This window comes from Streptomyces sp. CC224B (assembly GCF_030010595.1).
Lineage (GTDB): Bacteria > Actinomycetota > Actinomycetes > Streptomycetales > Streptomycetaceae > Streptomyces > Streptomyces longispororuber.
This window is the reverse complement of the sequence record NZ_JASCXL010000082.1, coordinates 1-23,916: the sequence shown is the minus strand read 5'-3', so window position 1 is coordinate 23,916 and position 23,916 is coordinate 1. Positions and strand designations below refer to the sequence as shown.

The 23,916-nt window shown below is 76.5% G+C and carries 15 protein-coding genes; 6 read left to right on the top strand and 9 right to left on the bottom strand.

All coding sequences use genetic code 11. The features are described from left to right. Nucleotides 1-22: 22 nt before the first annotated feature. Genes QK440_RS28450 through QK440_RS28425 form a run of 6 tightly spaced genes read right to left on the bottom strand, consistent with a single transcriptional unit; the run spans nt 23 to nt 13,590 of the window. Nucleotides 23-8,308: a type I polyketide synthase gene (locus QK440_RS28450; RefSeq protein WP_282796086.1), complete on the bottom strand. Its 8,286-nt coding sequence runs from the start codon at nt 8,306-8,308 to the stop codon at nt 23-25. Nucleotides 8,309-8,330: 22 nt separating this feature from the next. After that, nucleotides 8,331-10,040: an amino acid adenylation domain-containing protein gene (locus tag QK440_RS28445; RefSeq protein WP_282796085.1), complete on the bottom strand. Its 1,710-nt coding sequence runs from the start codon at nt 10,038-10,040 to the stop codon at nt 8,331-8,333. A gap of 5 nt (nt 10,041-10,045) precedes the next feature. After that, on the bottom strand, nt 10,046-11,908 hold the full coding sequence (locus tag QK440_RS28440; RefSeq protein WP_282796084.1) for an aminotransferase class I/II-fold pyridoxal phosphate-dependent enzyme: 1,863 nt from the start codon (nt 11,906-11,908) through the stop codon (nt 10,046-10,048). After that, entirely contained in the window at nt 11,905-12,177 is a 273-nt protein-coding gene (locus QK440_RS28435) for an acyl carrier protein (RefSeq protein ID WP_282796083.1), read from the bottom strand. The genes QK440_RS28440 and QK440_RS28435 overlap by 4 nt, the downstream gene beginning before the upstream one ends. Before the next feature lie 7 nt (nt 12,178-12,184). Then, a complete protein-coding gene (locus tag QK440_RS28430) occupies nt 12,185-12,523 on the bottom strand; it encodes a phosphopantetheine-binding protein (protein WP_282796082.1) in 339 nt (112 codons plus the stop codon). Between the two features lie 35 nt (nt 12,524-12,558). Continuing rightward, nucleotides 12,559-13,590: a beta-ketoacyl-ACP synthase III gene (locus QK440_RS28425; protein WP_282796081.1), complete on the bottom strand. Its 1,032-nt coding sequence runs from the start codon at nt 13,588-13,590 to the stop codon at nt 12,559-12,561. 452 nt (nt 13,591-14,042) lie between these two features. On the opposite strand from QK440_RS28425, the gene QK440_RS28420 reads away from it, so the two are divergent. The 6 genes from QK440_RS28420 to QK440_RS28395 all read left to right on the top strand — a co-directional run bounded on the left by QK440_RS28420 (nt 14,043) and on the right by QK440_RS28395 (nt 19,945). Then, nucleotides 14,043-14,327, top strand: coding sequence for a hypothetical protein (locus tag QK440_RS28420; protein WP_282796080.1), 285 nt, complete (start codon nt 14,043-14,045; stop codon nt 14,325-14,327). After that, on the top strand, nt 14,324-15,673 hold the full coding sequence (locus QK440_RS28415) for a beta-ketoacyl-[acyl-carrier-protein] synthase family protein (RefSeq protein WP_282796079.1): 1,350 nt from the start codon (nt 14,324-14,326) through the stop codon (nt 15,671-15,673). The genes QK440_RS28420 and QK440_RS28415 overlap by 4 nt, the downstream gene beginning before the upstream one ends. Nucleotides 15,674-15,798: 125 nt before the next feature. Next, entirely contained in the window at nt 15,799-16,689 is an 891-nt protein-coding gene (locus tag QK440_RS28410) for a DUF6206 family protein (RefSeq protein ID WP_282796078.1), read from the top strand. Between the two features lie 4 nt (nt 16,690-16,693). Beyond that, nucleotides 16,694-17,455 carry a hypothetical protein gene (locus QK440_RS28405; protein ID WP_282796077.1) on the top strand — a complete coding sequence of 254 codons (762 nt, stop codon included), beginning with the start codon at nt 16,694-16,696 and terminating at the stop codon, nt 17,453-17,455. Nucleotides 17,456-17,469: 14 nt separating this feature from the next. After that, nucleotides 17,470-18,864, top strand: coding sequence for a RedV protein (locus tag QK440_RS28400; protein WP_282796076.1), 1,395 nt, complete (start codon nt 17,470-17,472; stop codon nt 18,862-18,864). Between the two features lie 406 nt (nt 18,865-19,270). Continuing rightward, nucleotides 19,271-19,945, top strand: a complete 675-nt coding sequence (locus QK440_RS28395; RefSeq protein ID WP_282796075.1) for a response regulator transcription factor — start codon at nt 19,271-19,273, stop codon at nt 19,943-19,945. Between the two features lie 117 nt (nt 19,946-20,062). Here QK440_RS28395 and QK440_RS28390 read toward each other — a convergent pair whose 3' ends face one another. The 3 genes from QK440_RS28390 to QK440_RS28380 all read right to left on the bottom strand — a co-directional run. Beyond that, nucleotides 20,063-20,425 carry a RedY protein gene (locus QK440_RS28390; protein WP_282796074.1) on the bottom strand — a complete coding sequence of 121 codons (363 nt, stop codon included), beginning with the start codon at nt 20,423-20,425 and terminating at the stop codon, nt 20,063-20,065. 167 nt (nt 20,426-20,592) lie between these two features. Then, nucleotides 20,593-21,768 carry an L-prolyl-[peptidyl-carrier protein] dehydrogenase gene (redW, locus tag QK440_RS28385; RefSeq protein ID WP_282796073.1) on the bottom strand — a complete coding sequence of 392 codons (1,176 nt, stop codon included), beginning with the start codon at nt 21,766-21,768 and terminating at the stop codon, nt 20,593-20,595. Then, the coding region (locus tag QK440_RS28380; protein WP_282796072.1) for a polyketide synthase at nt 21,765-23,916 on the bottom strand (2,152 nt) is incomplete at its 5' end. The genes redW and QK440_RS28380, both read right to left, overlap by 4 nt.

Here is a 23,916-nt window from a genome sequence, read left to right as displayed (position 1 = left end):
GGTGCGGTGGCCCGGGGGGCCGTCAGCGCTTGACGTGGGCGCGGCCCTCGGGCGAGTCGAGCCAGTCGAGGGTGAGCCGCACCCCCTCCTCGAAGGTCACCTCGCTCTTGAAGCCGAAGTCGTCGCGGGCCCGGTCGACGGCGTACGACTGGTCGCGGTCGAACAGGTGCACCGCGTGCCGCGTGAGCACCGGCCGCGCCGTGACCCGCAGCGCCCCGTACACCCCCTCGGACAGGGTCGCGACGCCGCGCGCCAGCGGAGCGGGCAGGCTCAGCGACGGCGGTTTCACCCCGAGGCCGCGGGCGAGCGCCTCGATGTAGGCGCGCCACGTCGTGCGCTCCGGGTCGCGCAGGTTGTACGTCCCGCCGGCCGCCGCCTGCGCCCCGCAGGCGGCGATCATCGCGTCGGCAGCGTTGCGCACGTAGAGCAGCCCGGCCGGGACGTCGCCGCCGCGGATGTAGACCATCTGGCGGGCGAGGAGCAGCGTCGCGATCTCCACGACGAAGTCCTTGCTGCGCGGCCCGTACACACTCACCGGCCGCACCACGGTCAGCGGCAGCAGGGCGCGCGCCGCCGCCTCGCGGACCGCCTGCTCGCCGAGGAGCTTGCTGCGGTTGTACGGCAGCCCGATGTCGCGGGGCGGGGTGCTCTCGTCGCCGGGCCGGACCGGGTAGCCGTACACGTCGGTGGTGCTGACGTGCAGGAACCGCTCCACGGTGCCCGCGTGCGCGGCGGCCTCCACGAGGCGGCGGCTGCCGTCGATGTTGACCCGCTGGAACCGGTCCCACGGGCCCCAGTCGGCGGACAGGCCGGTGCAGTTGTAGACGTGCCGGACCCCGGCCGTGGCGCGGCGCAGGCTCTCCGGGTCGTCGAGGTCGCCGACCGCCACCTCGACGGCGTCGGGGTCCGCGCCCGCGAACCCGGACCGGTCGCTGCCCGCGCGCACCAGCGCCCGGACCCGGTGGCCGCGCTCGACGAGGCGGTGCGTGAGGTGGCCGCCGACGAAGCCGCTGGCTCCGGCGACGAGCACCTCCGGGGCGGCGGCGACGGGGCCGGGAGCGGGGGCGGCGGGGCGCGGGGCGGTGGTGGCGGCTTCGCCGGCGGGCCCGGTGGGGTGGTTGGTCGCGCTGGGGTCGGTGGGCTCGGGGTCGGTGGGTTCACCGGCTGCGGCGGCCCCGGCTGCCCGGGCTACCCCGGCGGCCCCGACAGCCTCGGCCGCCTCCGTGCCCGGGATTCCGTTCTGCTGCTGCTCTGCCATGGCTCGTCCCAACAGGTCGAGGGCGCGGTCGAGTTCGTCGCGGGTGTGGTCGGCGTTGATGAAGAAGCGCAGGCGGCACTCGTCGCGCGGGACGGCCGGATAGCCGATCGGCATCACGTTCACCCCGAGCCGCAGCAGCGCGTTCGACAGCGCCATGGTCCGCTCCCAGCCGCCGATGACGACCGGGACCACCGCCGAGGCCCGGGACACGCCGATGTCGAGGCCGCGGGCGCGGGCCGCGTCCCGGAAGTGCTCGGCGAGGTGCCGCAGCCGTGCCACGCGCTCCGGCTCGTCCCGGATCACCCGCAGCGCCGCGAGGGCGGCCGCCGCGTTGGCCGGGGCCGTGCCGGTGCTGAAGATGTGCAGCGGGGCCGTGAACTTCAGGTACTCCACGATCGTGCGCCGCGCCGCCACATAGCCGCCGAGGCTGCCGACGGCCTTGCTGAGCGTGCCCATCCACAGGTCGACGTCGGCCCGGTCGACGCCGAAGTACTCGCCGATGCCCCGGCCGGTGCGGCCGAGCACGCCGATCGAGTGGGCCTCGTCGACCATGAGCATGGCCCCGTGCCGCCGCTTGACGTCGATGAACCTCGGCAGGTCCGGCAGGTCGCCGTCCTGGCTGTAGGCGCCCTCCACGAGCACCAGGGCGCGCCGGGCCCGGCCGCGCGCGGCGGTGAGCATCCGGTCCAGGGCCCGCCAGTCGTTGTGCGGGAAGGGCCTGCGCAGGGCGCCGGACAGGACGCTGCCGCGCACCGCGCTGTCGTGGATCCACTCGTCGTGCAGGATCAGGTCCTCGGGCCCGAAGAGGTGGCCGATGGTGGCGACGTTCGTGGCGTGCCCGCCCGCGAACACGATCGCGGCCTCGGTGCCGAGGAACGAGGCGATCTCGGCGTCGAGTTCGTGGTGCAGCGGGGTCTCCCCGCACAGCAGCGGCGTCGCCGAGCAGGACGTGCCGTACCGGTCGACGGCGGCCCTCGCCGCGGCGCGGACCCGCGGATGGTGGGAGAGCGCCAGGTAGTTGAAGGCCGCGAAGTTCAGGACCCGCGCGCCGCTCACCCGGGCCCGGCCGCCGTTGAACCCCTCGTGCGTCCGGCCGTACGGGTTGGCCCCGTCCGCCGTGGCCAGCCGCAGCCGCTCCCGCAGTTCGGCGTACTCGGGCCACTCCTCGAAGACGCGCTCCTGGACGACGGGTCCTGGGGCCGGTACGGGGGCCTCCTCGGGCACCGGTGGCACCGGAGCCGCAGTCCGCTCAGGAGGCGGTTCGGGGCTCTGCCCCGCGGCCCCTGCTCCTGCCCCGGCTCCGTCGAGGAGGTCCACCAGCTGCCCGACGGTCGGGTCCTCGGGCAGCCGCTCGCGGTTGCCGTTGAGCCGCCCCGGGAACCGCCGCAGCAGGGCGCGCTCCAGTTCCTGGCGCATCAGCGAGTCGAAGCCGAGGTCCATGCCGAGCCGCGCGTCCTGCGGTATCCGCCGGGCGTCGTAACCGCAGACGCGGGCGACGTGGGCGAGGACCTCGTGCCGGGTGGAGGGGGTCCCGCGCGGGGGCGCGGGCGCACCGTCCGGCGTGGGGGCGGGCGCGGTCCGGGGCGCCGTGGGCCCGGACGTGGCGGGCGCGGGCCCGGTCGTGCCGGGCCCGTACGTCTCAGGCCCCTCCGGGCCGGGCTCCGCCGTGACGGGCGCCGCCGTCCCCACCCCCGCCGTCCCGGGCCCGGCCGCGCGAGGTGGCGCCGCACGGCCCGCGGAGCCCTCGGGCCCGGCGGCCCCGTGCGCCTCCGCCTCGTCGGTCTGACGCGCCACCGCCTCCGCACGCCCGGCTCCGTCCCGCATGTCTGCCTCCTCCGGCGGTGTGAACCAGTACGGCTCGGGTTCCAGGACCGCGTGCGGCACCGGCACCCGCGGCCCGGGGCGGCCCTCGTCGAGCGCCGCCCAGTCCACCGCGCCGCCCGCGCAGTGCAGCCGCCCCAGCGAGGTGAGCAGCGTCTCCCAGTCGCCCGCGCCCGCCGCGGCACCGGCGTAGGGCCGCCGCAGCGACGGCAGCCACAGCTCCGGCCCCCGCGCGGCCGCGGCCTCGGCGGGGGTGCCCGCGAGCGCCGCGCGCGCCAGGCCGAGCAGGGTCGGGTGCGGTCCCGCCTCCACGAACGCGGTGCAGCCGAGCCGCCGCAGCGTCGCCACGCCGTCGGCGAAGCGCACCGTGCCGAGCAGGTGCGCGGCCAGGGCGTCGGCGTCGATCCGCCCGACCGGCTCCCCGGTGGCGTCCGACACCCACGGCACGGCCGGCTCGGCGAACCGCACGCCCCGCGCGGCCGCCCGCAGCGGCTCGGCGGCACCCGCCATCAGCGGCGAGTGGAAGGCGCCCGAGACCGCGAGCGGCCTGACCGTCACGCCCCGCTCCACGAGCGCGGCCCGGGCCCGTTCGATGTCCGCCCGCTCCCCGGAGAGGGCCAGGTGCGTGGGGGAGTTGACCGCGGCGACCGCCACCGACGCGTACCCGGCGGCCACCTCGGTGACCGTCGCCGCGTCCCCCACGCAGGCGATCATCGCGCCGTCGCCCGGCTGCTCGTCCATGAGGCGGCCGCGCACCGCGGCCAGGGCGAGCGCGTCCTCGAAGGACAGCGCGCCGGACACGCACGCGGCGGCGTACGCGCCGACGCTGTGCCCGAGCACGGCCGCGGGCCGCACCCCGAGCGACCGCCACAGCTCGGCGAGCGCCACCTCCAGCGCCACGAGCGCGGGCTGGCAGCAGCGGGTGGACCGCAGCTGCCCGGCCCGGTCCTCGTCGAACAGCAACTCCTGCAGCGGGATCCCCAGTTCGGGCCGCAGGACGCGGTCGGCGCGGTCGATCGCGCGGGCGAAGGGGGCGTGCGCGTCGTACAGGCCCCGGCCCATGCCGGAGTACTGCGCGCCCTGGCCGGTGAACAGGAACGCGACCTTCGGCGGGGGCCCGTGCCCGGCCGTCCCGCGCACCACGGCCGTCGACGCCTCGCCGTGCGCCAGCGCCGCCAGGCCCGCGTCGAGCGCGGCGGCCGACCGGCCGACGACGACGGCGCGGTGGGCGAGCCGCGCGCGGCCGGTGTTCCCCGCCCGGCACAGGTCGGCGGCGGATGTGCCGGCGTGCGCGGCGAGGTGGGTACGCCAGTGCCGGGCCAGCGTCGTCAGGGCCGTCGGCGTGTGGCCGGACAGGCACAGGGCGTGCACCGGCCGCGCGGGCGGCGCCTGCGGGGCGGGCTCCGGCGCGGGGGGCGACTCCAGGACCGCGTGGGCGGTGGCGCCGCCGAACCCGAAGGAGCTGACCGCCGCCCGCACCGGCCCGTCGGCGGCGAGCGGCGTCGGGCGGGTCGGCACGCGCAGCCCCGCGCCCTCCCAGTCGAGGCGGCGGCTGGGGGTCGTGAGGTGCAGCGTCGGCGGCACCACGCGGTCCCGGACGACGAGCGCCGCCTTGATCAGGCCCGCGACGCCCGCGGCGGCCTCCAGGTGCCCGAGGTTGGTCTTCACCGAGCCGACCAGGCAGCGGGCCCCGTCCGGGCGCCCCATGCCGTAGACCGCGGCGAGGCCCTCCCACTCGACGGGGTCGCCGAGCGGCGTGCCGGTGCCGTGCGCCTCGACGTAGTCGACCTCCTTGCCGCTCAGCTCGGCGCGGCGCAGGGCCTGTTCGATGACGGCGCGCTGCGCGGCGCCCCGGGGCGCGGTCAGGCCGTTGCTCCGCCCGCCGTGGCCGGTGGCCGTGCCCCTGATCACCGCGTGCACCCGGTCACCGTCGGCGAGCGCGGCCGACAGCGGCTTGAGCAGCACCAGGCCCGCGCCCTCGCCGCGGACGTAGCCGCCCGCCGCGTCGTCGAAGGTGCGGCAGCGGCCGTCGGCGGAGAGCATGCCGCCGTCGGCGAAGGCCACCGAAAGGCCGGGCGTGAGCATCAGGTTCACGCCGCCCGCGAGCGCCTGGGCGCACTCGCCCCGGCGCAGGCTGTCGCAGGCCAGGTGGACCGCGGTCAGGGACGACGAGCACGCGGTGTCCAGGGCGAGGCTCGGGCCGCGCAGGTCGAGGACGTACGAGAGGCGGTTGGCGGCGATCGCGTGCGCGTTGCCGGTGGCGCCGTACACGTCGACGGTGTCCAGGCGGCCCATCTGGAGCGCGCTGTAGTCGTGGCTGCTGATGCCCGCGAACACACCGGTGGCGCTGCCCGCGAGCGACGTCGGGTCCAGGCCCGCGTCCTCGACCGCCTGCCAGGCGACGTCGAGCAGGAGCCGCTGCTGGGGGTCCATGCGGGCCGCCTCGCGCGCCGACAGGCCGTAGAAGCGGGCGTCGAACTCCTCGACGCCGTCCAGGAACCCGCCGTACGCGGGTGCGGCGACCCGGGCGGCGTCCCAGCGGCCGGGCGGCACCTCGGTGACGGCGTCCCGGCCGTCGCGCAGGAGCCGCCCGTAGCTGTCCGCGTCGGGCGCGCCCGGGAAGCGGCAGCCGATGCCGATGACGGCCACGGGCTCGGGCCGGCCGGGGCCGCCGGGCGCGCCGCCGCCGTCCGGAGCCGCGGCCGGGGTGGTGGCCGGGGTGGTGGCGAGGTGGGCGGCGATCGCGCGGATCGTCGGGTGGTCGAAGACGACGGACGGCGGTATCTCGCGGCCGGTGCGCGCGCCGAGTTCCGCGAGGACCGCCACGGCCTGCTTGGAGTCCAGGCCGAGCGAGGCCAGCGGCTTCGTCGGGTCGACGGCCGCGGCGGACAGGCCGAGCCGCCCGGCGACCCGCGCGGTCAGCCACGCCTCGACGGCGTCGGGCGCCCACGCCTCGCCCGCGGGAGCCCGGTCCTCGAGCAGCTCGACGAGGGTCGCGACCCGGGGCCGCGCCAGCAGCTCGCCGACGGGCAGCGGGGTGCCGAAGCGCCGCTCCAACTCCGCGCTGACGGCGCGGAGTTGGCCGTAGGTGACGCCCAGCTCGGCGAAGGTGCTCCCCAGGAGCCCGGTGGGCCCGCCGCCCGCCGGACCGCCTTCCCCCGGGTCACCCTCCCCGGTGCCGTCCCCGGTGCCGTCCCCGGCGTACTCGCGCAGTACCTCCGCGGCGACCTCGCCCACCGGCCGCCCGAGCCGCGCAGTGGGCGCCGCTGCCGTGGGCTCGGGCGCGTCGCGGGCCACGCTCGCCGCGACCACCTTCAGACCGAGCCCGAGGAAGTCCGCGCGGCACGCCTGCCGCTGGATCTTGCCGCTGGTGGTCCGGTGCACCGTGGACCGCTTGAGCAGCACCACCGCGTGCGGGGCGACCTCGTGCTCCTCGGCGATCGCGGCGCGCAGCCGGGCAAGCAGCTCCGGCGTTCCGGCGGCGCCCCGGCCGTCGATCTCGTACGCGACCACGAGCTGCTCGGCGCCGTCGACCTCGACGGCGAACGCGGCCCCGCAGCCCGGCCGGACCGCCGGGTCGGCCCGCTCCACGGTGAGCTCGATGTCGTGCGGGTAGTGGTTGCGGCCCTGTACGACCACGACGTCCTTGGTGCGGCCGACGACGTGGAGCTGCCCGGCGCGCAGGAAGCCCAGGTCGCCGGTGCGCAGATACGGCGTCCCGCTCCCGTCCCGGCTCCCGTCCTCGTCCCGGCTCCCGTCCTCGTCCCCGCCCTCGCCCGTGAGCCGCGCGCGGAACGTCTCCCGCGTCGCGTCGGGGCGCCGCCAGTAGCCCTGCGCGACGCTGCCGCCCGCGATCCAGATCTCGCCGACGGCGCCCTCGTCCGTGATCCGCCGCCGGGTCGCGGCGTCCACGACCGCCACGTCCAGGCCGTCGACGGCGGGGCCGCAGCCCACGACCCGGGTGGCCCGGCCGCCGGCGGCCGGTACGGCGCGGCCCGCGCCGAGCGCCGCGGCGTCGAACGCGCCGGTGGCGGGCGGCTCCTGAACCCGGACGCCGGTCACCATCAGGGTCGCCTCGGCGAGCCCGTAGCAGGGCAGCAGCGCGCGGCGCCGGAACCCGCAGGGGGCGAACCGTTCCACGAACCGGTCCAGGGTGTCGGCGCGCACCGGCTCCGCGCCGTTCAGGGCGAGCCGCCAGTGGCTCAGGTCGAGCCGGTCGCGCTCCTCGTCACTGATCCTGCGGACGCACGCCTCGAAGCCGAAGTTGGGCGCGACGCTGGTGGACGCCCGTGTGTCGGACAGGGTCCGCAGCCACAGCAGGGGCTGCCGCACGAAGGACAGCGGCGCCATCAGGTGCGCGGGGAACCCGCCGTACAGCGGCGACAGGATGCCGCCGATCAGGCCCATGTCGTGGTACGGCGGCAGCCACGACACCATCGCCGAGCCCTCGTCGTGCTCCAGCCTGCGGTGGATCGCGGCCAGGTTGTGCAGCAGGTTGCCGTGGCTGACCATGACGCCCTTGGGCGCGGCCGTGGACCCCGAGGTGTACTGGAGGAAGGCCAGCGAGTCACCGGTGAGGTCCGGCTCCCGCCAGCCGTCCGCACCGCCTGGGTCGTGCGCGCGGCCTGGGTCGAGCGCGCTGCCCCCACCCTCGGGCGCGTGCGGCCCGCCCGTCGCCAGCCAGCGCAGCCCGCCGAGCCCCAGCGCCGCGAGGTCGTCCCTGCGGTCGGCCGCGAACCGGGCCAGGCGCCCGGTGGTCAGCGCGTGCGTGGCCCGCGCGTCCCGGGCGATCGCCGCGAGCCGCGGCATGGTCCGGCCGAAGCGCCGGGTGTCCGGGGGATAGGCGGGCACGGCGACGGCCCCCGCGTACAGGCAGCCCAGGAACCCCGCGACGTAGTGCAGGCCGGGCGGGTGCAGGAGCAGCACGGGCGCGCCGGTGGCGCCCTCGTCCCGCAGCAGGGCGGCGACCCGCCGGGCGCACAGGTCGAGTTCGGCGAAGGTCCACGCGGCCGGTGCCGGGGCGCCCGGGCCGCCCGGGGTGTCGATGGCGTCTGTGGAGTCGGTGACACCAGTGGAGTCAGTGACGCCGATGGTGTCTGTGGCGCCGGTGGCGTCGAGGAAGCGGTACGCGAGCGTGTCGGGGCGGTGCGCGGCGTGGTGGCGCAGCAGCTCGACGACGGTGCGCGGCGCGCCGCCCCGCCAGGGAATGTCGGTCGGGCCTTGGGTCATGGACGTCTCCGTCGGTCGCCGGTCAGGTGCCGGGCACGGCCCGCGGGCGGTGGTGGGCGGGCTCGGGCGCGGCACCGCCCAGGCGGTGGTAGTCGGTCTTGCCGTTGGCGTTGCGCGGCAGTTCGTCGAGGCAGGTGGCGGTGCGCGGCAGCATGTAGCGCGGCAGGTGCCGGGCGCAGTGCCGCTTCAGCTCGATGAGGCCCGGGCGCGGGGTGCGGCCGTTGAGCGTGTAGTACACGGCGACGCCGGGCTCGCCGTCGCGGGACGCGGCGACGACGGCGGCGGCCTGCGCGATGCCGGGGTGGCGCACCACCGCGGCCTCGATCTCACCGAGCTCCACCCGGTGCCCGGCGAGCTTGACCATGCGGTCCTTGCGGCCCCGGTAGACGAGGTCCGCGCCCTCGCGGCTCACCAGGTCGCCGGTGGCGTGGCGGCCCTGGCGGTGCCCGGCCGACGCGGGCTCGGCGTCACGGTGCCAGTAGCCGGGCGTGACGCAGTCGCCCTCGACGACGAGTTCGCCGAACGCGTCCGGGCCGGTCACGACGCGGCCGCTGTCGTCGACGACGGACACCGTGGCGCCCGGCAGCGGCGTGCCGATGGGCACGGGCTCGTGCCGGGACAGGTCGGCGCGGGTGACGCGGTGGTAGGTGCACACGTTGGTCTCCGTGGGCCCGTACAGGTTGTAGAGCCCCACGTCGCCGGGGAGCAGCGCCGCCAGCGCCCGCACCTGCGGCATCGGGAACACCTCGCCCGCGAACAGCACGTACCGCAGGCTCCGTACGGCGTCGGGGGTGAGGGCGCCGGACACGGTGAGCAGGTGGAGCACCGACGGCACCGAGTACCAGACGGTGACGCCGTGCTCGCGGATGCCCGCGGCGAGCGCGCCCACGTCGCGGGCCTGCTCGTCGGGCACGATCCACAGCGCCGCGCCCACGGACAAGGCGGTGAACAGGTCGAACGTGGACAGGTCGAAGTTGAACGAGGCATGGCCCGCGAAGACGTCACCGGGGCCGACGGCCAGTTCGTCGCGGGCCCAGCGGATGAAGGCAGCCAGGTTCCGGTAGCTGATCCGCACCCCCTTGGGCGTGCCGGTCGAGCCGGAGGTGTACAGGATCGCGGCGAGGTCGTCGCGCTCCAGCGCCGGGAGCAGCACGACGTGCCCGGCGGCACCCGAGCTGAAGCCCGCCCAGCCGCACACGGGCACCCCGGGCGGCACGCCCCCGACAACACCGCCCTCCCCGCGGTCCATTCCGCTCCCGCCGTCCTCGTCCATCAGCACGATCACCCGTACGGACGCGGGGAGCCGGCGCGGATCGAGCAGCGTGAGCCGGTGGCGGTCGGTGAACAGGGCGACGGGTTCGGCGTCCGCGAGGATCGTCTCCACGCGGGCCACCGGCTGGCCGCCGTCGAGCGGGACGTACGCGCAGCCCGCGTGCAGGGCGGCGAGGATCGCCTCCGCGTAGCGCGGCTGCTTGTCCGACCAGATCGCCACCCGGTCGCCGACCGCCGCGCCGAGCCCGAGCAGGCCCGAGGCGACGGCCGCGACGTGCGCCGCGAACTCGCCGTACGTGCGCGGCCGCGGCCCCACGAGGGCGGGGCGCGCGAGCTGCTCGGCGGTCGGCGGCCACGGCTTGCGGATCAGGGCGACGTCGGACAGCGCGGCGCGGGCGTCCGCCCCGGCCCGCGCCGCGCCGGCGGTGCGCGCGGCCCCGGTCCCGGTCCCGGTCGTCATCGCGCTCACCCCGCCGACGGCAGGACGCCGACCTCGCGGGCGGCCTCGACGAGGACGCCCGCGGCGGTCTCCAGGTCCTCCCGGGTGTGCTCGCAGGTGACGCTGACCCGCAGCCGCGCGTCGCCGAGCGGCACCCCGGGGAACACCACCGTCTGGCAGAACAGGCCGCGGGCCCGCACCGCCCGGCCCAGCTCCAGGGCCCGGCGCTCGTCGCCGACGACGAGCGGCAGGATGGCGCTCTCGGTGTTCTCCAGGTCGAAGCCCGCGTCGACGAGCTGGCGGTGCAGGAAGCGGATGTTGGACCACAGCCGGGCGACGCGCCCCGGCTCCGCCTCGATGACGTCGAGCGCGGCGATGAGCCCGGCGGCGACACCCGCGGGGATGTTCGCGGCGAACACGTACGAGCCCGCGTAGAAGCGCAGGTACTCGATGACCTCCGGCTCGCCGACGACGAAGCCGCCCATGCCCGCGAGGGCCTTGCTCATGGTGCCGAGCTCCAGGTCGACCTCGCCCTTGAGGCCGAAGTGCTCGGCGGTGCCGGTGCCGCGCGCGCCGAGCACCCCGGTGGCGTGCGCGTCGTCGACCAGGACGCGGGCGCCGTACTCCGCGGCCAGGCGCACGATCCGGGGCAGGTCGCAGATGTCCCCGTGCATGCTGAACACGCCGTCGGTGACGATCAGGCGGCCCGCGCGGTCGTCGCACCGCCGCAGGACGCTCTCCAGGTCGGCCATGTCGTTGTGCCGGTAGATCCTGCGGGCGGCGCCGGAGAGCCGGGCGCCGTCGACGATGCTCATGTGGTTGAGCTTGTCGACGACCAGCGTGTCGTAGCTCTTCACCAGGGCCGAGAGGGTGCCGAGGTTGGCGGCGTACCCGCCGGGGAAGACGATGCACGCCGGGCGCCCCTTGAACGCGGCCAGGCGCCGCTCCAGCTCCTTGTGCAGCATGTTGGTGCCGCCGATGAAGCGCGATCCGGTGTGGGTGGCGCCGAACGTACGGGTGGCCTCGCAGACCGCCTCGACGACCTTCGGGTGGTTGGCGAGCCCCAGGTAGTTGTTGGACGCGAACATCAGGAACTCGCGCTTGCGGCCCGTCAGTTCGTCGAGGATGAGCGCCCGGTTGCCGCACCGGGAGTGCAGCGGCATGCCGTACCAGTAGAGGTGCTCGGCCTCACGGCCGCGCAGGTACGACCGGAAGCCGCGGGCCTTGGCGAACAGGTCGGGGTCCCGCTGCTCCACGAAGTCCTTCATGGACCGGCCGTCCCAGCCGTCGGCCGCCCCGCCCGCCTCGCTCGCCTCGTCCGCCTCGCCCGCCGGGGTGCCGTCGGCCGCTCCGACGCCCTCTCGCCCGGGCGGGGCGTCGCCGCCCGTCAGGTACGGGCGCAGCGCGGCGACCAGGGCGCGCAGCGACGGCGCCGTGACCGTGCCCGCGAGGTCCTCGGGCAGGCCGAGGTCGCGGGCGCAGTCCGCGACGACCGACACGAGCACCACCGAGTCGACGCCCAGCTCGCCCTCGAAGTCCGCGTCCAGCGGGAGTTGCTCACGGGTGTACTGGGTGTGCCGCATCGCGGCCCGTACGACGGCCTCGGTGAGCGGGTCGCCGGTCCGCTCCGGCGGCGGCGCGGCGGCGGGCGGCACCGCGCCCGCCAGCGCCTCCTCGACCGCCTCCACCAACTCCCGGATCGTCGCGAGCCCGGGCGGCAGCGCGGCCCGCAGCGCGAACTGCTCCCGCACCGCCGCGAGGATCGACTCCAGGACGACCGAGTCGATGCCGAGCTCGGCCTCGAAGTGGCTCTCGGGCAGCAGGTACGACTCGTCGTACAGCGTCCGCGAGGCCACGATGTCCACGACCTGCCGGTGCACACTGGTCATCGCAGGGCCTCCCCGCCGGCCTTGTCCGCGGCCCGCAGCCGCTCCACGAGCGCGGCGATCGCGTCGACGGTCCGGAAGTTCGCCGGGGAGATCTCCCGGAGCGGCACGGTGACGCGGAAGTCGCTCTGGAGGTAGTGCACGAGGTCGAAGATCCCGGCCGAGTCGATGATGTTCAGCTCGGCGATGGGAAGCTGGGCGTCGAGGCCCTCGGCGTCGCCGTCGAGCCACACGTCGGCGATGTAGTTGATGATCGACTGCTGGGTGCTCATGGGCGTCCTAGGCTCGCTCTCCGGTTGCCGACACGGCCGGTGCCGCGGGTACGGGCGCCGCCGCGGGCACGGGTGCCGCCGCGGGCACGGGTGCCGTCGGTACGGGCGCCGCCGCGGCGCCGTGGCGGTCGATCAGGTCGGCGACCGCGGTGATCGGGTCGCCCGGCGACGCCGCGTCCTCCGCCAGGTCGGCCCCGAACTCGGCCTGGATCACCAGGAGCAGCTCGACCAGGAACAGCGAGTCCATGTCGAGGTCCTCGAACGTGGTGTCGGGACCGATCTCCGCGCGGTCCACCTCGAAACGGTCGACCAGCAGGCCGACCAGCCTGTCGTACGTCGCGCTCATGCGGTTCTCCCTTGTCTTCGCCGTGCTCCGGGCCGTCAGGCGCGGTCCAGCCGCGGCCAGGTCAGTACCGTCGAACCCCAGGTCAGGCCGCCGCCGAACGCGGTCAGCAGCACGCGCCCGCCCGGTGTCAGGACGCCGTCCGCGTGCGCCTGGTCGAGGGCGAGCGGGATGGAGGCGGCGGCCGTGTTGCCGACCTCGGCGATGTTGCTGAAGCAGCGCCGCCGGGGGATGCCGACCGCGTCGGCCACGTGGTGGGTGATGCGCAGGTTGGCCTGGTGGCCGACCAGGTGGTCCACGTCCTCGGCGCGCCAGCCGGCCCGGCCGAGGACGGAGCGCGCCGACGCGGACATGCGCCGCACCGCGTGCCGGAACACCTCCTTGCCGTCCATCGCGAAGTACCGGTCGCGGGCCCCGGGTTCCACGCCGGACAGGCGCTGGCGCGAGCCGCCCGCGGCCACCGTGATCAGCTCCTCGCGGCCGCCGTCGCTGCCGAGGTCGAACGGGCCGAGCGCGCCCGGCTCGGCGGCGTCGCCCGCGCGCAGGACCACCGCGCCCGCGCCGTCGCCGAAGATGACGGCCGTGGACCGGTCGTCCGGGTCGAGCAGCGTGGAGAAGGTCTCCGCGCCGATCACCAGGACGCGGTCCGCAGCCCCGGCCGCGATGAGCCCGGCGGCACCGGCGAGCGCGTACACGAACCCCGTGCACACCGCGGACACGTCGAGGGCGGCCACCCCCGTCAGGCCCAGCCGCGCCGCCACGGCCGGGGCCGTGGCCGGGCACGGGCGGTCGGGCGTGGTGGTGGCGAGCAGGACGGCGTCCACGTCCGGGGTGCCCGACGACTTGAGGGCCTTGGCGCCCGCGCCGACGGCCAGGTCGGAGGTGGCGGTGCCGGGCGAGGCGACGTACCGCTGCCGGATGCCCGTGCGCGAGCGGATCCACGCGTCGGAGCTGTCCAGGCGCTCGGCGAGTTCGTCGTTCGTGACGGCGGTGGGCGGCAGGCACCCGCCGACCCCGGTCAGGACGGCGGCCCGGGGCGGCGGTGGATGGCTCGGCGGGAGTGTGCTCACGCGTGCTCCTCGGTCTCGTCGGTCTCGTCCGGTACGCCGACGGCAGGCGGCCGTGCTGGCGTCGAGTCTTACGGGGCGGGCTGACCGAACGCGGTCACGCGTGCTGACGGCTCACTGACCGCTCGCTGATCGCGCCCGCCGGGCCCGGCACGCGGCGCCCCGGACCGGCGCGGTCAGCGAGCCGTCAGCGACGGGCGCGGTGCCCGGTCAGCCACGGCCCGCAGACTCGACCGGGGCGACCGAGCGGGTCTCCGCCCGGGTGTCCGGGGCGTGGGGTGCCCCGGGCCGGGCGTCCGCCGGGATGCCGGGCGCCACGTCCCGGCGGACGCCCGGGACCGCGACGTGGGGGGATGCCGTGGCGCAGACCCGGCCGACCGAGCGGCAGACCCGGCCGACCGACCGAGCGAGCGACCAGCCGAGCGACCGAGCGACCGAGAGGTGGGGCGCATCCGATGAGCGCGACGCAGACCGCCGTGACGTACACCGGCACGAGGTGCACCGGCACCAGGTGCAGCGGAACGAGGCACGCCGGAACGAGGCACACCGACGTGACGCACGTCGCGGTGACGCGCGTGCACGCGACGCACGCCGCCGCGACGCACACCAAGCCAGCCGTCCCGACCGGGCAGCCCATCCGGTACGACGACCGCGACGACCACGACGACCGCGGCGGCTACGACGGCCGTGACGGCTACGACGACCGCGGCGGCTACGACGACCGCGCGGTGCGGCGATGACGCCGCCCGCGCCGCGGTACGGCGACGCCCCTGAGGCGGGGCCCGACCACGGCCCCCGCGCGCCGGGCGCCACCACGGCCACCACCCGCCCCACCCCGGACCTCCTCACCGGCGCCGCGTCCCCCGAGCGCGACGCCGTGGCGGTGACCGGGGTGGGGCTCGTGACCGCCGCGGGGATCGGCGCGGAGGCCACCTGGGCGGGGGTGTGCCGGGGCGAGTCCGCCGCGGCGACCGACCCGGCGCTCGCGGGGCTGCCCGTCGACATCTCCTGCACGGTGCCGGGGTTCTCGCCCCGGCACCACGTGGGGCGGCGCAGCGCGCTCACGCAGGACCGGTTCACGCAGCTCTCCGTCGCCGCCGCGCGCGAGGCCGTCGCCGACAGCGGACTGGACCCGCAGACCTGGGACGGCGCCCGCGTCGGCGTCGTCGTCGGCTGCGGCCTCGGCGGCGTCACCACCTGGGAGGCGCAGCACCGGCGCCTGCTCGACGACGGGCCCAAGGCCGTGTCGGCGCTGCTCATCCCCATGCTCGTACCGAACATGGTGGCCGGGCACCTGGCGATGGACCTGCGGGCCACCGGGCCGAACCTCGTCACCGCGACGGCCTGCGCGTCCGGTGCCACCGCCCTCGGCACCGCGCTCCAGCTCCTGCGCGACGGCAGTTGCGACGTCGTCGTCGCGGGCGGCGGCGAGGCCGGCGTGACACCGCTGATGGTCACGGGCTTCGCGCAGATGGGCGCGCTGTCGCGGCGGTGCGCCGAACCGGCCGCCGCCTCGCGGCCGTTCGACCGGGACCGGGACGGCTTCGTCATCGGCGAGGGCAGCGGCATGCTCGTCCTGGAGCGCGCGGCCGACGCCCGCGCACGGGGCGCCACCGCGCGCGCCCGTCTCGCCGGGTACGGCGCGTCGGCCGATGCCCACCACCTGACGGCACCCGACCCCCGGGGCACCGGCGTGCTGCATGCGCTGCGCACGGCCCTCGCCCGGGCGGGCGTGGTGCCCGACGAGGTCGACCACGTCAACGCGCACGGCACGGCCACGCCCCTCAACGACGCGGTGGAGGCCGCCGTGGTGCGGAAGTTCCTCGGCACGGGTGCCGCCGTCACCTCCGCCAAGGGCGTCCTCGGCCACACCCTCGGCGCGGCCGGGGCGATCGAGGCCGCGCTCACCGTCCTCGCCGTGCAGCACGCCACGGTGCCGCCCACCGCCAACCTCCACCACCAGGACCCCGACGTCGACCTCGACGTCGTCACCGGTGCCCCGCGCGAGCGGCCCCTGGAGGTGGCCGTCAGCAACTCCTTCGGCTTCGGCGGCCAGAACGCCGTCCTGGTGGTGACGCAGGCGTGACCGCAGGCCCGCGCCCGGGGCCCAGGCCCGCCACCGGCACGCCGCCGACGCCGGGCACGGCCGCACCCGCCCCACCCGAGAGGCCCACAAGGCCGGCAAGGCCCGAAGAGGGAGGACCGGACACCATGACCTTCGAGGTCCCGCAGGCCGAACTCGCCGACCTGGAACGGCGCGTACGGCACGCGCTGCGCACCGCCGACGACAGCGCCCTGGACGTCCTCGGCCACGGCGAGATCACCCTCGTCCTGCGGTTGCGCACCGCCTCCGGCTCCTACGCCTGCAAACGCCTGCCCGCCTTCCCCGACCCGGCCCGCTTCGACCGCTACCGGGCCTGCCTCGACGCGTACCTGCACCGCCTCGCCGACCGCGGCCTCACCGTCGCGCCCACGGAGGTGTGGCACACCCGCGGCCCCGGCGGCAGCGTCGTCGCGTACTGCGTCCAGCGCGAACTGCCGGCCGAGCGGCTGTGCTCCCGGCTGCTGCACACGGAGGACGAGGTGTGGGCGAAGACCTTCTTCAGCCGCTTCCTCGACCTCGTGTTCGCGGCCGCCGACCCCGCCGTCGGCCTGGACGCGCAGGCCTCCAACTGGGTCGACACCGACGGCACGCTGACCTACCTCGACGTCACCACGCCGCTGCTGCGCGACGCCCGCGGCCGCGAACGCCTCGACGTGCGCCTGTTCTTCACCTCGCTGCCGTGGCTGCTGCGCACCCCCGTGCGGCTCGCCATGAGCAAGTCGATCTTCGACAAGTTCTACGCCCCGCGCGGGGTCCTCCTCGACTTCCTCGGCAACCTCCACAAGGAACGCCTCGGCGCGCTCGTGCCCGCCTTCCTTGACGAGGCCAACGCCCGCCTCGCCACGCCGCTCACCGCCGCCGAGGTCGCCGCGTACTACCGCGAGGACGCCCGGATGTGGGAGCTGATCCAGCGCCTGCGCGCCGCCGACCGGTTCTGGCATCGCAAGGTCAGGCGGCGCACCTACCCGTTCCTGCTGCCGCCGCCCGTGGACCGCTGACCCCATGGCCCTGCTCGTACGCACCCCGGCGCCCGGCCTGGACGAGAGCGTCGCCCTGGACCCGGCACGCCCCCTGCGCGTCACGCACGCGCGGGGCCCGCTGACCCTCTGCGTCGTCTCCATCGCCTGGATCCGCGCGCGCGACGACGCCGGCCGCGCGGCGCTCCAGGCCCGGCACCTCACCGCCGAGGAGCGGGCCCGCGCCGCCGAGCTGCCCGTGCCCAAACGGCGCGCGGAGTGGCTGGCCGGGCGGCTCGCCGTCAAGCACGGCGTCACCGCCTACCTGCGGCGCCACGGCGGCACGGGCGTCCGCACCCGCGACGTCCGGGTCGGCGCGGTGGCGCACGGCATGCGCGCCGGCAAGCCCACCGTCGACGCGCCCGTCGAGGTGGGCCTGACGCACTCGGGCGACCTCGCCGTCGCCGCCTGCGGCCCGCGCCCCGTCGGCGTCGACCTCGAACGCACCCGCCAAGTGCCGCGCCCGCTGGTCGAGTTGCTGACGCCCACGGCCCCGGGGTGCCCGGCCCTCGACGTGATGCCACTGTCGCTGCGCTGGGCGTGCAAGGAGGCCGTGCTCAAACACGTCGGCTTCGGCCTGCGCGTCGACACCCGTGAGGTCGAGCTCACCGCCTGGCGCCCGGACGGCCGCTTCTCCTGGCGCGCGGGACCGGTGCTGCGCCGCCACGCCCCGGCGGCGGACGGGCTGCGCCTGGACAGCTGGGCGCGCGAGGTCGACGGCTACTGCCTTGCCCTGGTGTGGAGTTGAGGGGAGCGACACCGATGACCGCTGACCGGACCGGGCTGTCCGCCACGGCCGCGCGGGGGGTGGCCGCGGAGGCGGACTTCGCGACCGCCCTCGGCGCGGCCGCCGGGATCGCCGCGCTGAGCCCGTCCTCGCACAACTGCCAGCCCTGGGCGGCGGCGTGGGCGCGGACCACAGCGGCGCGCGCGGCCACCGCACGCGCCCTGGCACCGCCCGCCCTCCGGGTCGACCGGACACCCCCGGCGGGTCCCGCCGGACCGCCCGACGACCCCGCTCGCCCCGGCCGCTCCGTCGACCTTGTGCTGGCTCTCGACAACCAGCGGCGGCTGCGGGCACTGCCCGCCCTGCACGTGGAGATGCTCGTGAGCTGCGGCGCGTACTGGCGGCTGCTGCTGCGGGCGCTGGCCGCGCAGGGCTGGGGCGTGGACGGGCTGCGCTTCACACCCGGCGGCCTCCTGGAGCAGCCGGGCGAGGCCTGGCCGTGGCCAGGACCCGGCCCGGCGGACTGGCCCCGGTCCTGGGCACCGCTGTGCGTGGCCCGCCTGCGGTACGACGCCGGGGCCGCGGCCCGCGCCGAGGACCTGCCCACCCTGCGCGCCACCGCCGGGGCCCGCCGCACCCACCGCGCGCCCTACCGCCCGGAGCCGCTGCCACCGGAGCTCTTGGAGCGCCTGGAGAGCGTGCCCCTGGGGAGCGAGTGCGTGGACAGCTGGCCCCTGGAAAGCGAGCGCCTGGAGAGCCAGCCTCTGGGGAGCGAGCGCCTGGAGAGCGGGCCTCTGGGGAGCGAACGCCTCGCGGGCGGGTCCGGCATCGCCGTACGCCACCTGACCGCGGACGCCGACCGCGCGGCGCTGGCCGACCTCGTCGCCCGGCACGCGGGGCGCGACTTCAGCCACGGCCCCGCCTGGCGCGAAACGCACGCGTACCTGCGGTTCAGCGAGGCCGACGCGGTGGCGCGCGGGGACGGGTTCACGCTCGGGGAACTGTTCGGACCGCTGTCGTGGCCGCACCAGCGGGCCCGGCGGATCGCGCTCGCCCCGGCGACGATGCGGGCGCTGCGGCACGTCGGCTACCCCCGGCTGCTGGCGCGGCAGCTCGCCGCCGTCGTGCGCCCGACGCCCGCCCTGACCGTCATGAGCCTGACCGGGACCCGGCCGCCGACGCTCGCCGACGGCGTCCGGGCCGGCGCGCGAGTGGCTGATTACTGGCTGTCCGCGACCGGCGAGGGGCTGGTTCTGCACCCCATCAGTGCCGTTCTCCAGCACGAGGTGTCACGGCGCCTTCTGGAGGATCGATTCCGCATTAAGGGACGCGCGTTCTTCCTGAGTCGGATCGGTCGTCCGGCCACGGAGTTCCCGGCGTTCCCGCGCTCGCATCGCCGTTCCGCGGGAGCCGCCTTGCGAGCGATCTGAGATTCGGGCCGCGACGTTTCGAGCCATTTTCATACTTCTTCCGATAAGGCTCGCCCGGATGCCGGGTGCGCCCACATACTGTTGCCGTGCGGACGGAATATCCCGCTCAGACGTGCCTGTCTCGATACCGGGGAGGGGAGAGTGCGGGCACGGACAAGTGCAGAATCGAACAGTAGATGGACGCGATTGCGCGCAGCAGCGACGAGGGGTACCCGAAGGCACATGGTCGTGTCATTCACAAGGGGGCGGCGAGATGGGGAACTGCTGCAAGGAACACCCGCCGGAAGTCGGCACCGGGCCGGCGCGGTCGGCCCGTCCGGGCGTGATGCCGTGACGAGTGGCACCGCGCGGACCGCCGACGGGCACGGCGGTCCCCGCCCGGACGAGATGCGGTGAGGCGGCGACCATGAAGATCCGCGTCCTGGTGTGCTGTGACGAGTCGATCATGTCCGCCGCGATGCGTGCGCTGCTGGACCAGCAGCCCGACATCGAGGTCATGGGCTTCACCACGGGCCGCGAGTCCGCCGCGGCCGTCGCCGAGCACGCGCCCCACGTCATGATCGTGGTGGCCCCCGCGCTCGGCTTCGAGGACAAGCGCGAGCTCGCCGAGCTCGCCGCCCTGACGAAGATCGTGCTGATCGCCAAGGCCGAGTCCGCGGACCGCTCCGTCGAGGCCCTGTGCGTCGGCGTCCGGGCGGTCCTGGCCCCGGACTCCTCGGCCGACGACCTCATCCACGTACTGAGAACGGTGAGCGCGGGCGCCACCATGGTGATGCCCGCCGCCGCCCGCCGCAGCCTCCAGTACCTGCCGCGGCCGGACGCCTCGCCCCGCTCGGCGCGCCTGGCCGCCGGGCTCACCCCGCGCGAGCTGGAGGTCGTGCTGCTGCTCGCCCAGGGCAAGTCCAACGCCGAGGTCGCCGAGAAACTCTCGGTGTCCATGGCGACCGTCAGATCCCATGTCCACCACGTGCTGCGGAAACTCGGCGTCGGCACCCGCGCCCAAGCGGTGGCCATTGCTTATGAAAGCGGTTTGATGGCGGCCATCGGGCGGACCGCGGAATGCCGCGGCCAGGAAGGCTGAATCCCCGGAAAGGCCGGGGGTGCGCAAAAGGGCCGGGCGGTGAATACGGCGGGAAGGGAAAAGAGGTGCCGCCGGAAGGGGAATGGGACGCGGCCGCCCGGCCGCGCCCCTTCGCATTCACCCGCGGTCGGCACGCCCCGGTGTTTTCCGACCGTCGGCCCCGCGCGCCCGGTATCCCGGACCCACGCGCTCACCGGACCACTCGGCCACCACCGAGGCCATCTTCTCGAAATCGGCGACGAGGCGGCGGAACGGTTCCGAGCGCATGTCCCGCTCGAAGTCGGCCCGCCCCGTCACCTCCACGACCTCGTAGTACTCGGCGGGCCCGCCGCCGGTGGCGGGCGCGAGCCGCTGCACGGCGAACGCCAGCACAGAGGGCAGTTCCGGACAGGTCGCGTAGTCCACCTCCCGGACCCAGGACTCGAAGCGCTCCGGCTCCACCCCGTCGTGCAGCCGGATGCGGTGAACGATGAACGTCATAGGACCACCCCTCGTCGTCCGTCCGTCGGACCTGTCACCTCGTCGCCAGCGCCACGGCCCGGCGGCACCCGGCCGCGACCCGGCCACCGCACCACCAGGGCCCAGCGGCCCGTCCCACCCCGGCCCAGCGGCCCCGCCCCGGCACGGCCCAGGGCCCCCGGCCCGGCTCAGCGGCGCCCGGCCCCGCGGCGGCTGCCGCCGAGGCCGAGCGCACGCGCGACGTTGTTCCGCTGGATCTCGTTGGTGCCGGAGAAGATCCGCGCGGGCAGCGCGTCCCGCAGCAACGTCTCCGCCTCGCCGCCCAACACCCCGAGCGCGCCGTGCAGTTGCACCGCGTCGAGCCCGACCCGGACGGCCGCCTCGCTCACCGCGAGCTTCGCCAGGGCGGGCGCCACCTGGTCCTCGCGCCCCCGCGCGAGCTGCCACGCCGCCTTGTACAGCACCAGGCGCGCCGACTCCACGGCCAGCGTCATGTCGACGACGCGGTGGCTCACCGCCTGGAAGTCGCCGATCGGCACCCCGAACTGCTCGCGCCGGCCCGCGTACGCGACCGTGGACTCCAGAACCCGTCGCATCGCGCCGAGGTAGGCCGCGAACAGACAGGTCCGCTCCCACTTCATGGAGCCCGCGAACACGCCGGCACCCGCGCCCTCCGCGCCCAGCACGGCGGTCGCGGGCACCACGCACCCGTCGAGCCGCACATCGGCCGTCGGCGACCCGCGCAGCCCCACCTTCTCGTACGGGGGACCGACCGTGAGGCCCGGCGTACCGGCCTCCACGACGAACGCGGTCAGACCGAAGAAGCCGCCGCCCGGCGCCGTCGCGGCCTGCACCACGAACACGTCGGCGACCGGGGCGTTCGTCGTGAACGCCTTCACCCCCTCCAGCACGTAGTGGTCGCCGTCGCGCACCGCCCGCGTACGCAGGCCCAGGGTGTCCGAACCGGCCTCGGGCTCGGTGATGGCGTGCGCCGCGATCCGCTCGCCCGAGCACAGCGCGGGCAGCCAGCGCCGTTTCTGCTCCTCGGTGCCGAACTCCACCACTGGCACCAGCGCGGCGAACAGGTGCGCCGCCACGGAGAACGCGAAGCCCGTGTCCGGGCAGCCGTACCCGAACGCCTCCATGACCGCGGCCGCCGCCACCGCGTCCAGGCCGCTGCCGCCGTAGCGCTCCGGTACGACGCTGCCGACCAGGCCCTGCTTGCCCGCGAGCTGCCAGCGCCGGCGGAACTCCTCCCGGTCCGGCACCCCGTCCCGCGGCGGCGCGCCGCCCAGCTCGCGGCGCGCGAACCGCTCGACGGCCTCGCGCATGTCCTCGGTCTCGTCGTCGAAGGCGAAGTTCATCGCGGTCCGTGCCCCTTCTCCTGGATCGCCCCGGCCGCGGGCCCGCGCTGGTCACGGTCCTCCTCGACGAGGACGTGGTAGTTGATGCCGCCGGTGCCGAAGGAGCTGACGGCGGCGCGCCGCGGCCTGCCCGGCGGCCGCGGCCACGGCTCGGGCCGGGTGGCGATCTCGGCCGGGATGGCGGCGAGGCCGAGCGCCGGGTTCAGCGTCCGCAGCAGCGCGTTGGGCGGCAGGGTGCCCGCGCGCAGCGCGAGCAGGGTGCGCAGCAGGCCCGCGCTGCCCGCCGCCGCGAAGGTGTGCCCGAAGAACGACTTCGCCGAGCCGATGCGCAGCGCCCCCGCGCGCGGCCCGCCCGCGTAGAGGCGGGCCGCGGCGGCGATCTCGACCCGGTCGCCGACCTTGGTGCCGGTGCCGTGCGCCTCCAGGTAGTCCACCGTGCAGGGCTCGAAGTCGACCTGGGCGAAGGCGCGTTGCATGGCCCGCACCTGGCCCGCGACGTCCGGCGCGATGAGCGACTTGGCGTCGTTCGACGCGCCCACCGCGCGGATCACCCCGTGCACCGTGTCGCCGTCGCGGCGGGCATCGTCGTACCGCTTGAGGAGGAACAGACCGCAGCCGTCGCCCGGTGTGAACCCGTCGGCGGCCGCGTCGAAGGGCGCGTTCCTGCTGTGCGAGAGCAGCCCGAGCGCCGAGCAGAGCACCATGTCCCGCGCCGTGCAGGCCAGTTCGACGCCCCCGGCGACGGCGAAGTCCGCCGTGCCCGCACGCAGCGCGGCCACCGCGACGTCCAGCGCGGCCAGCGACGACGCGCAGGCCGCCTCCACCGCGAGCGGCACCGCGCACAGCCCGTACTCGTTGGCGAGCAGCGCGGCCACCCCGCTGGCCAGACAGCCGTCGAGCAGCGCGGGCGACGGCTCGGCCGCGGCGCCCGCGGTGCGCTCGCGCAGCCGCTCGACCAGCCGCTTGCGGCGCAGCGACGAAAGACCGGCGAGCGCCGGCAGCGCCGCCACGGTGTCCTCCAGGCCGCTCAGGACCAGCTCGGCGTGGGCGCGCCGCTCCCGCGTCAGCCCCAGCGTCGTACCGACCGCGACCACGCCGCGCCCGGTGAGCGGCGCCCGCCGGGGCAGCCCGGCGAACAGCTCCGCCGCGACGGCGAGCGCCAGCCGCTGCGCGCCGTCCATCGCCGCGTACCGCGGCCCCAGGACCGCCAGGTCCTCCGGCGGCCCGTCCGGCACGGGGACGTGCCCGCCCTGGTCGGCGTACGTGTGGGTGAGGCTGAGCGCGCCGGGGGAGTGGTACAGCTCCCGGTCGAGCACGGACCGCGGCACCGGCCCAAGGCGCGTGCGGCCCGAGCGGACGACGCGCCAGAACGCGGCGGCGTCCGGCGCCCCCGCGAACCGCCCGCCGAGCCCCACCACCGCCACCGGCACGGCCCGCGCCCCGCCCCGGGAGCGGGAGCGCGGCACGGCCGGGGCGCGGCGGCGGTGCTCCTCGAGGACGAGGTGGCAGAACGTCCCCGTCAGGGAGGCCCCGTGCACCACGGCCCGGCGCGGCGCCCCGCCCGGCGCCGCCCACTCCTCGCCCGCGCGCGCCCGCCGGAAGGGCGGCCCGGGCAGCGGCCCGGCACCCGGGCGCGGAGCCGGGTAGCGCCGCTCGTGCAGCGCGCGGGCGACCCGGGCCAGGGAGGCCAGCCCCGCGTGGGCGAACGCCCGGCCGTCGCCCTCCCCGAGCACCACGCTCCCGTCCGCGCGTCCCGCGTGCAGCCGCGCGAGGGCCTCCCGCTCGGCGGCGGCCTCCCGGGGCACCGAGGACCCCGCGCACTCGACGTACTGGACGGTGTCCGGGCCCGCCCCGGCGGCCCGCAGCGAGGCGGCGGCCGTCTCCTGTCGCAGCCCGGCGGAGTACGAGTGCCGGAAGCAGCCCGGCCGCGGCTCGTGCCGCAGCGCGCAGTCGAGGACGGTGGCGTAGACCCGGTCCCCGTCGCGCCCGGCCGTGGAGAGCCGCTTCAGCAGCACCGCCCCGACGCCCTCGCCGACGGGCCGGTCCGGCGGCGCGTCGAGGTACGGCCCGGCGCCACCGGGGGCCGCCTGCCCGGGGGCACCCGCCGCCCCGGCGCGGGGCCCCGGGCCCGCCGTGCCCGCATCGGGC

Bases quoted from the DNA above. Each gene is read 5' to 3' on its own strand.
- QK440_RS28420 (WP_282796080.1), top strand. From the start codon at position 14,043: ATGAGCGCGACGCAGACCGCCGTGACGTACACCGGCACGAGGTGCACC.
- QK440_RS28390 (WP_282796074.1), bottom strand. From the start codon at position 20,425: ATGACGTTCATCGTTCACCGCATCCGGCTGCACGACGGGGTGGAGCCG.
- QK440_RS28395 (WP_282796075.1), top strand. From the start codon at position 19,271: ATGAAGATCCGCGTCCTGGTGTGCTGTGACGAGTCGATCATGTCCGCC.
- QK440_RS28450 (WP_282796086.1), bottom strand. From the start codon at position 8,308: ATGACCCAAGGCCCGACCGACATTCCCTGGCGGGGCGGCGCGCCGCGC.
- redW (WP_282796073.1), bottom strand. From the start codon at position 21,768: ATGAACTTCGCCTTCGACGACGAGACCGAGGACATGCGCGAGGCCGTC.
- QK440_RS28435 (WP_282796083.1), bottom strand. From the start codon at position 12,177: ATGAGCACCCAGCAGTCGATCATCAACTACATCGCCGACGTGTGGCTC.
- QK440_RS28410 (WP_282796078.1), top strand. From the start codon at position 15,799: ATGACCTTCGAGGTCCCGCAGGCCGAACTCGCCGACCTGGAACGGCGC.
- QK440_RS28405 (WP_282796077.1), top strand. From the start codon at position 16,694: ATGGCCCTGCTCGTACGCACCCCGGCGCCCGGCCTGGACGAGAGCGTC.
- QK440_RS28440 (WP_282796084.1), bottom strand. From the start codon at position 11,908: ATGACCAGTGTGCACCGGCAGGTCGTGGACATCGTGGCCTCGCGGACG.
- QK440_RS28430 (WP_282796082.1), bottom strand. From the start codon at position 12,523: ATGAGCGCGACGTACGACAGGCTGGTCGGCCTGCTGGTCGACCGTTTC.
- QK440_RS28445 (WP_282796085.1), bottom strand. From the start codon at position 10,040: ATGACGACCGGGACCGGGACCGGGGCCGCGCGCACCGCCGGCGCGGCG.
- QK440_RS28415 (WP_282796079.1), top strand. From the start codon at position 14,324: ATGACGCCGCCCGCGCCGCGGTACGGCGACGCCCCTGAGGCGGGGCCC.
- QK440_RS28400 (WP_282796076.1), top strand. From the start codon at position 17,470: ATGACCGCTGACCGGACCGGGCTGTCCGCCACGGCCGCGCGGGGGGTG.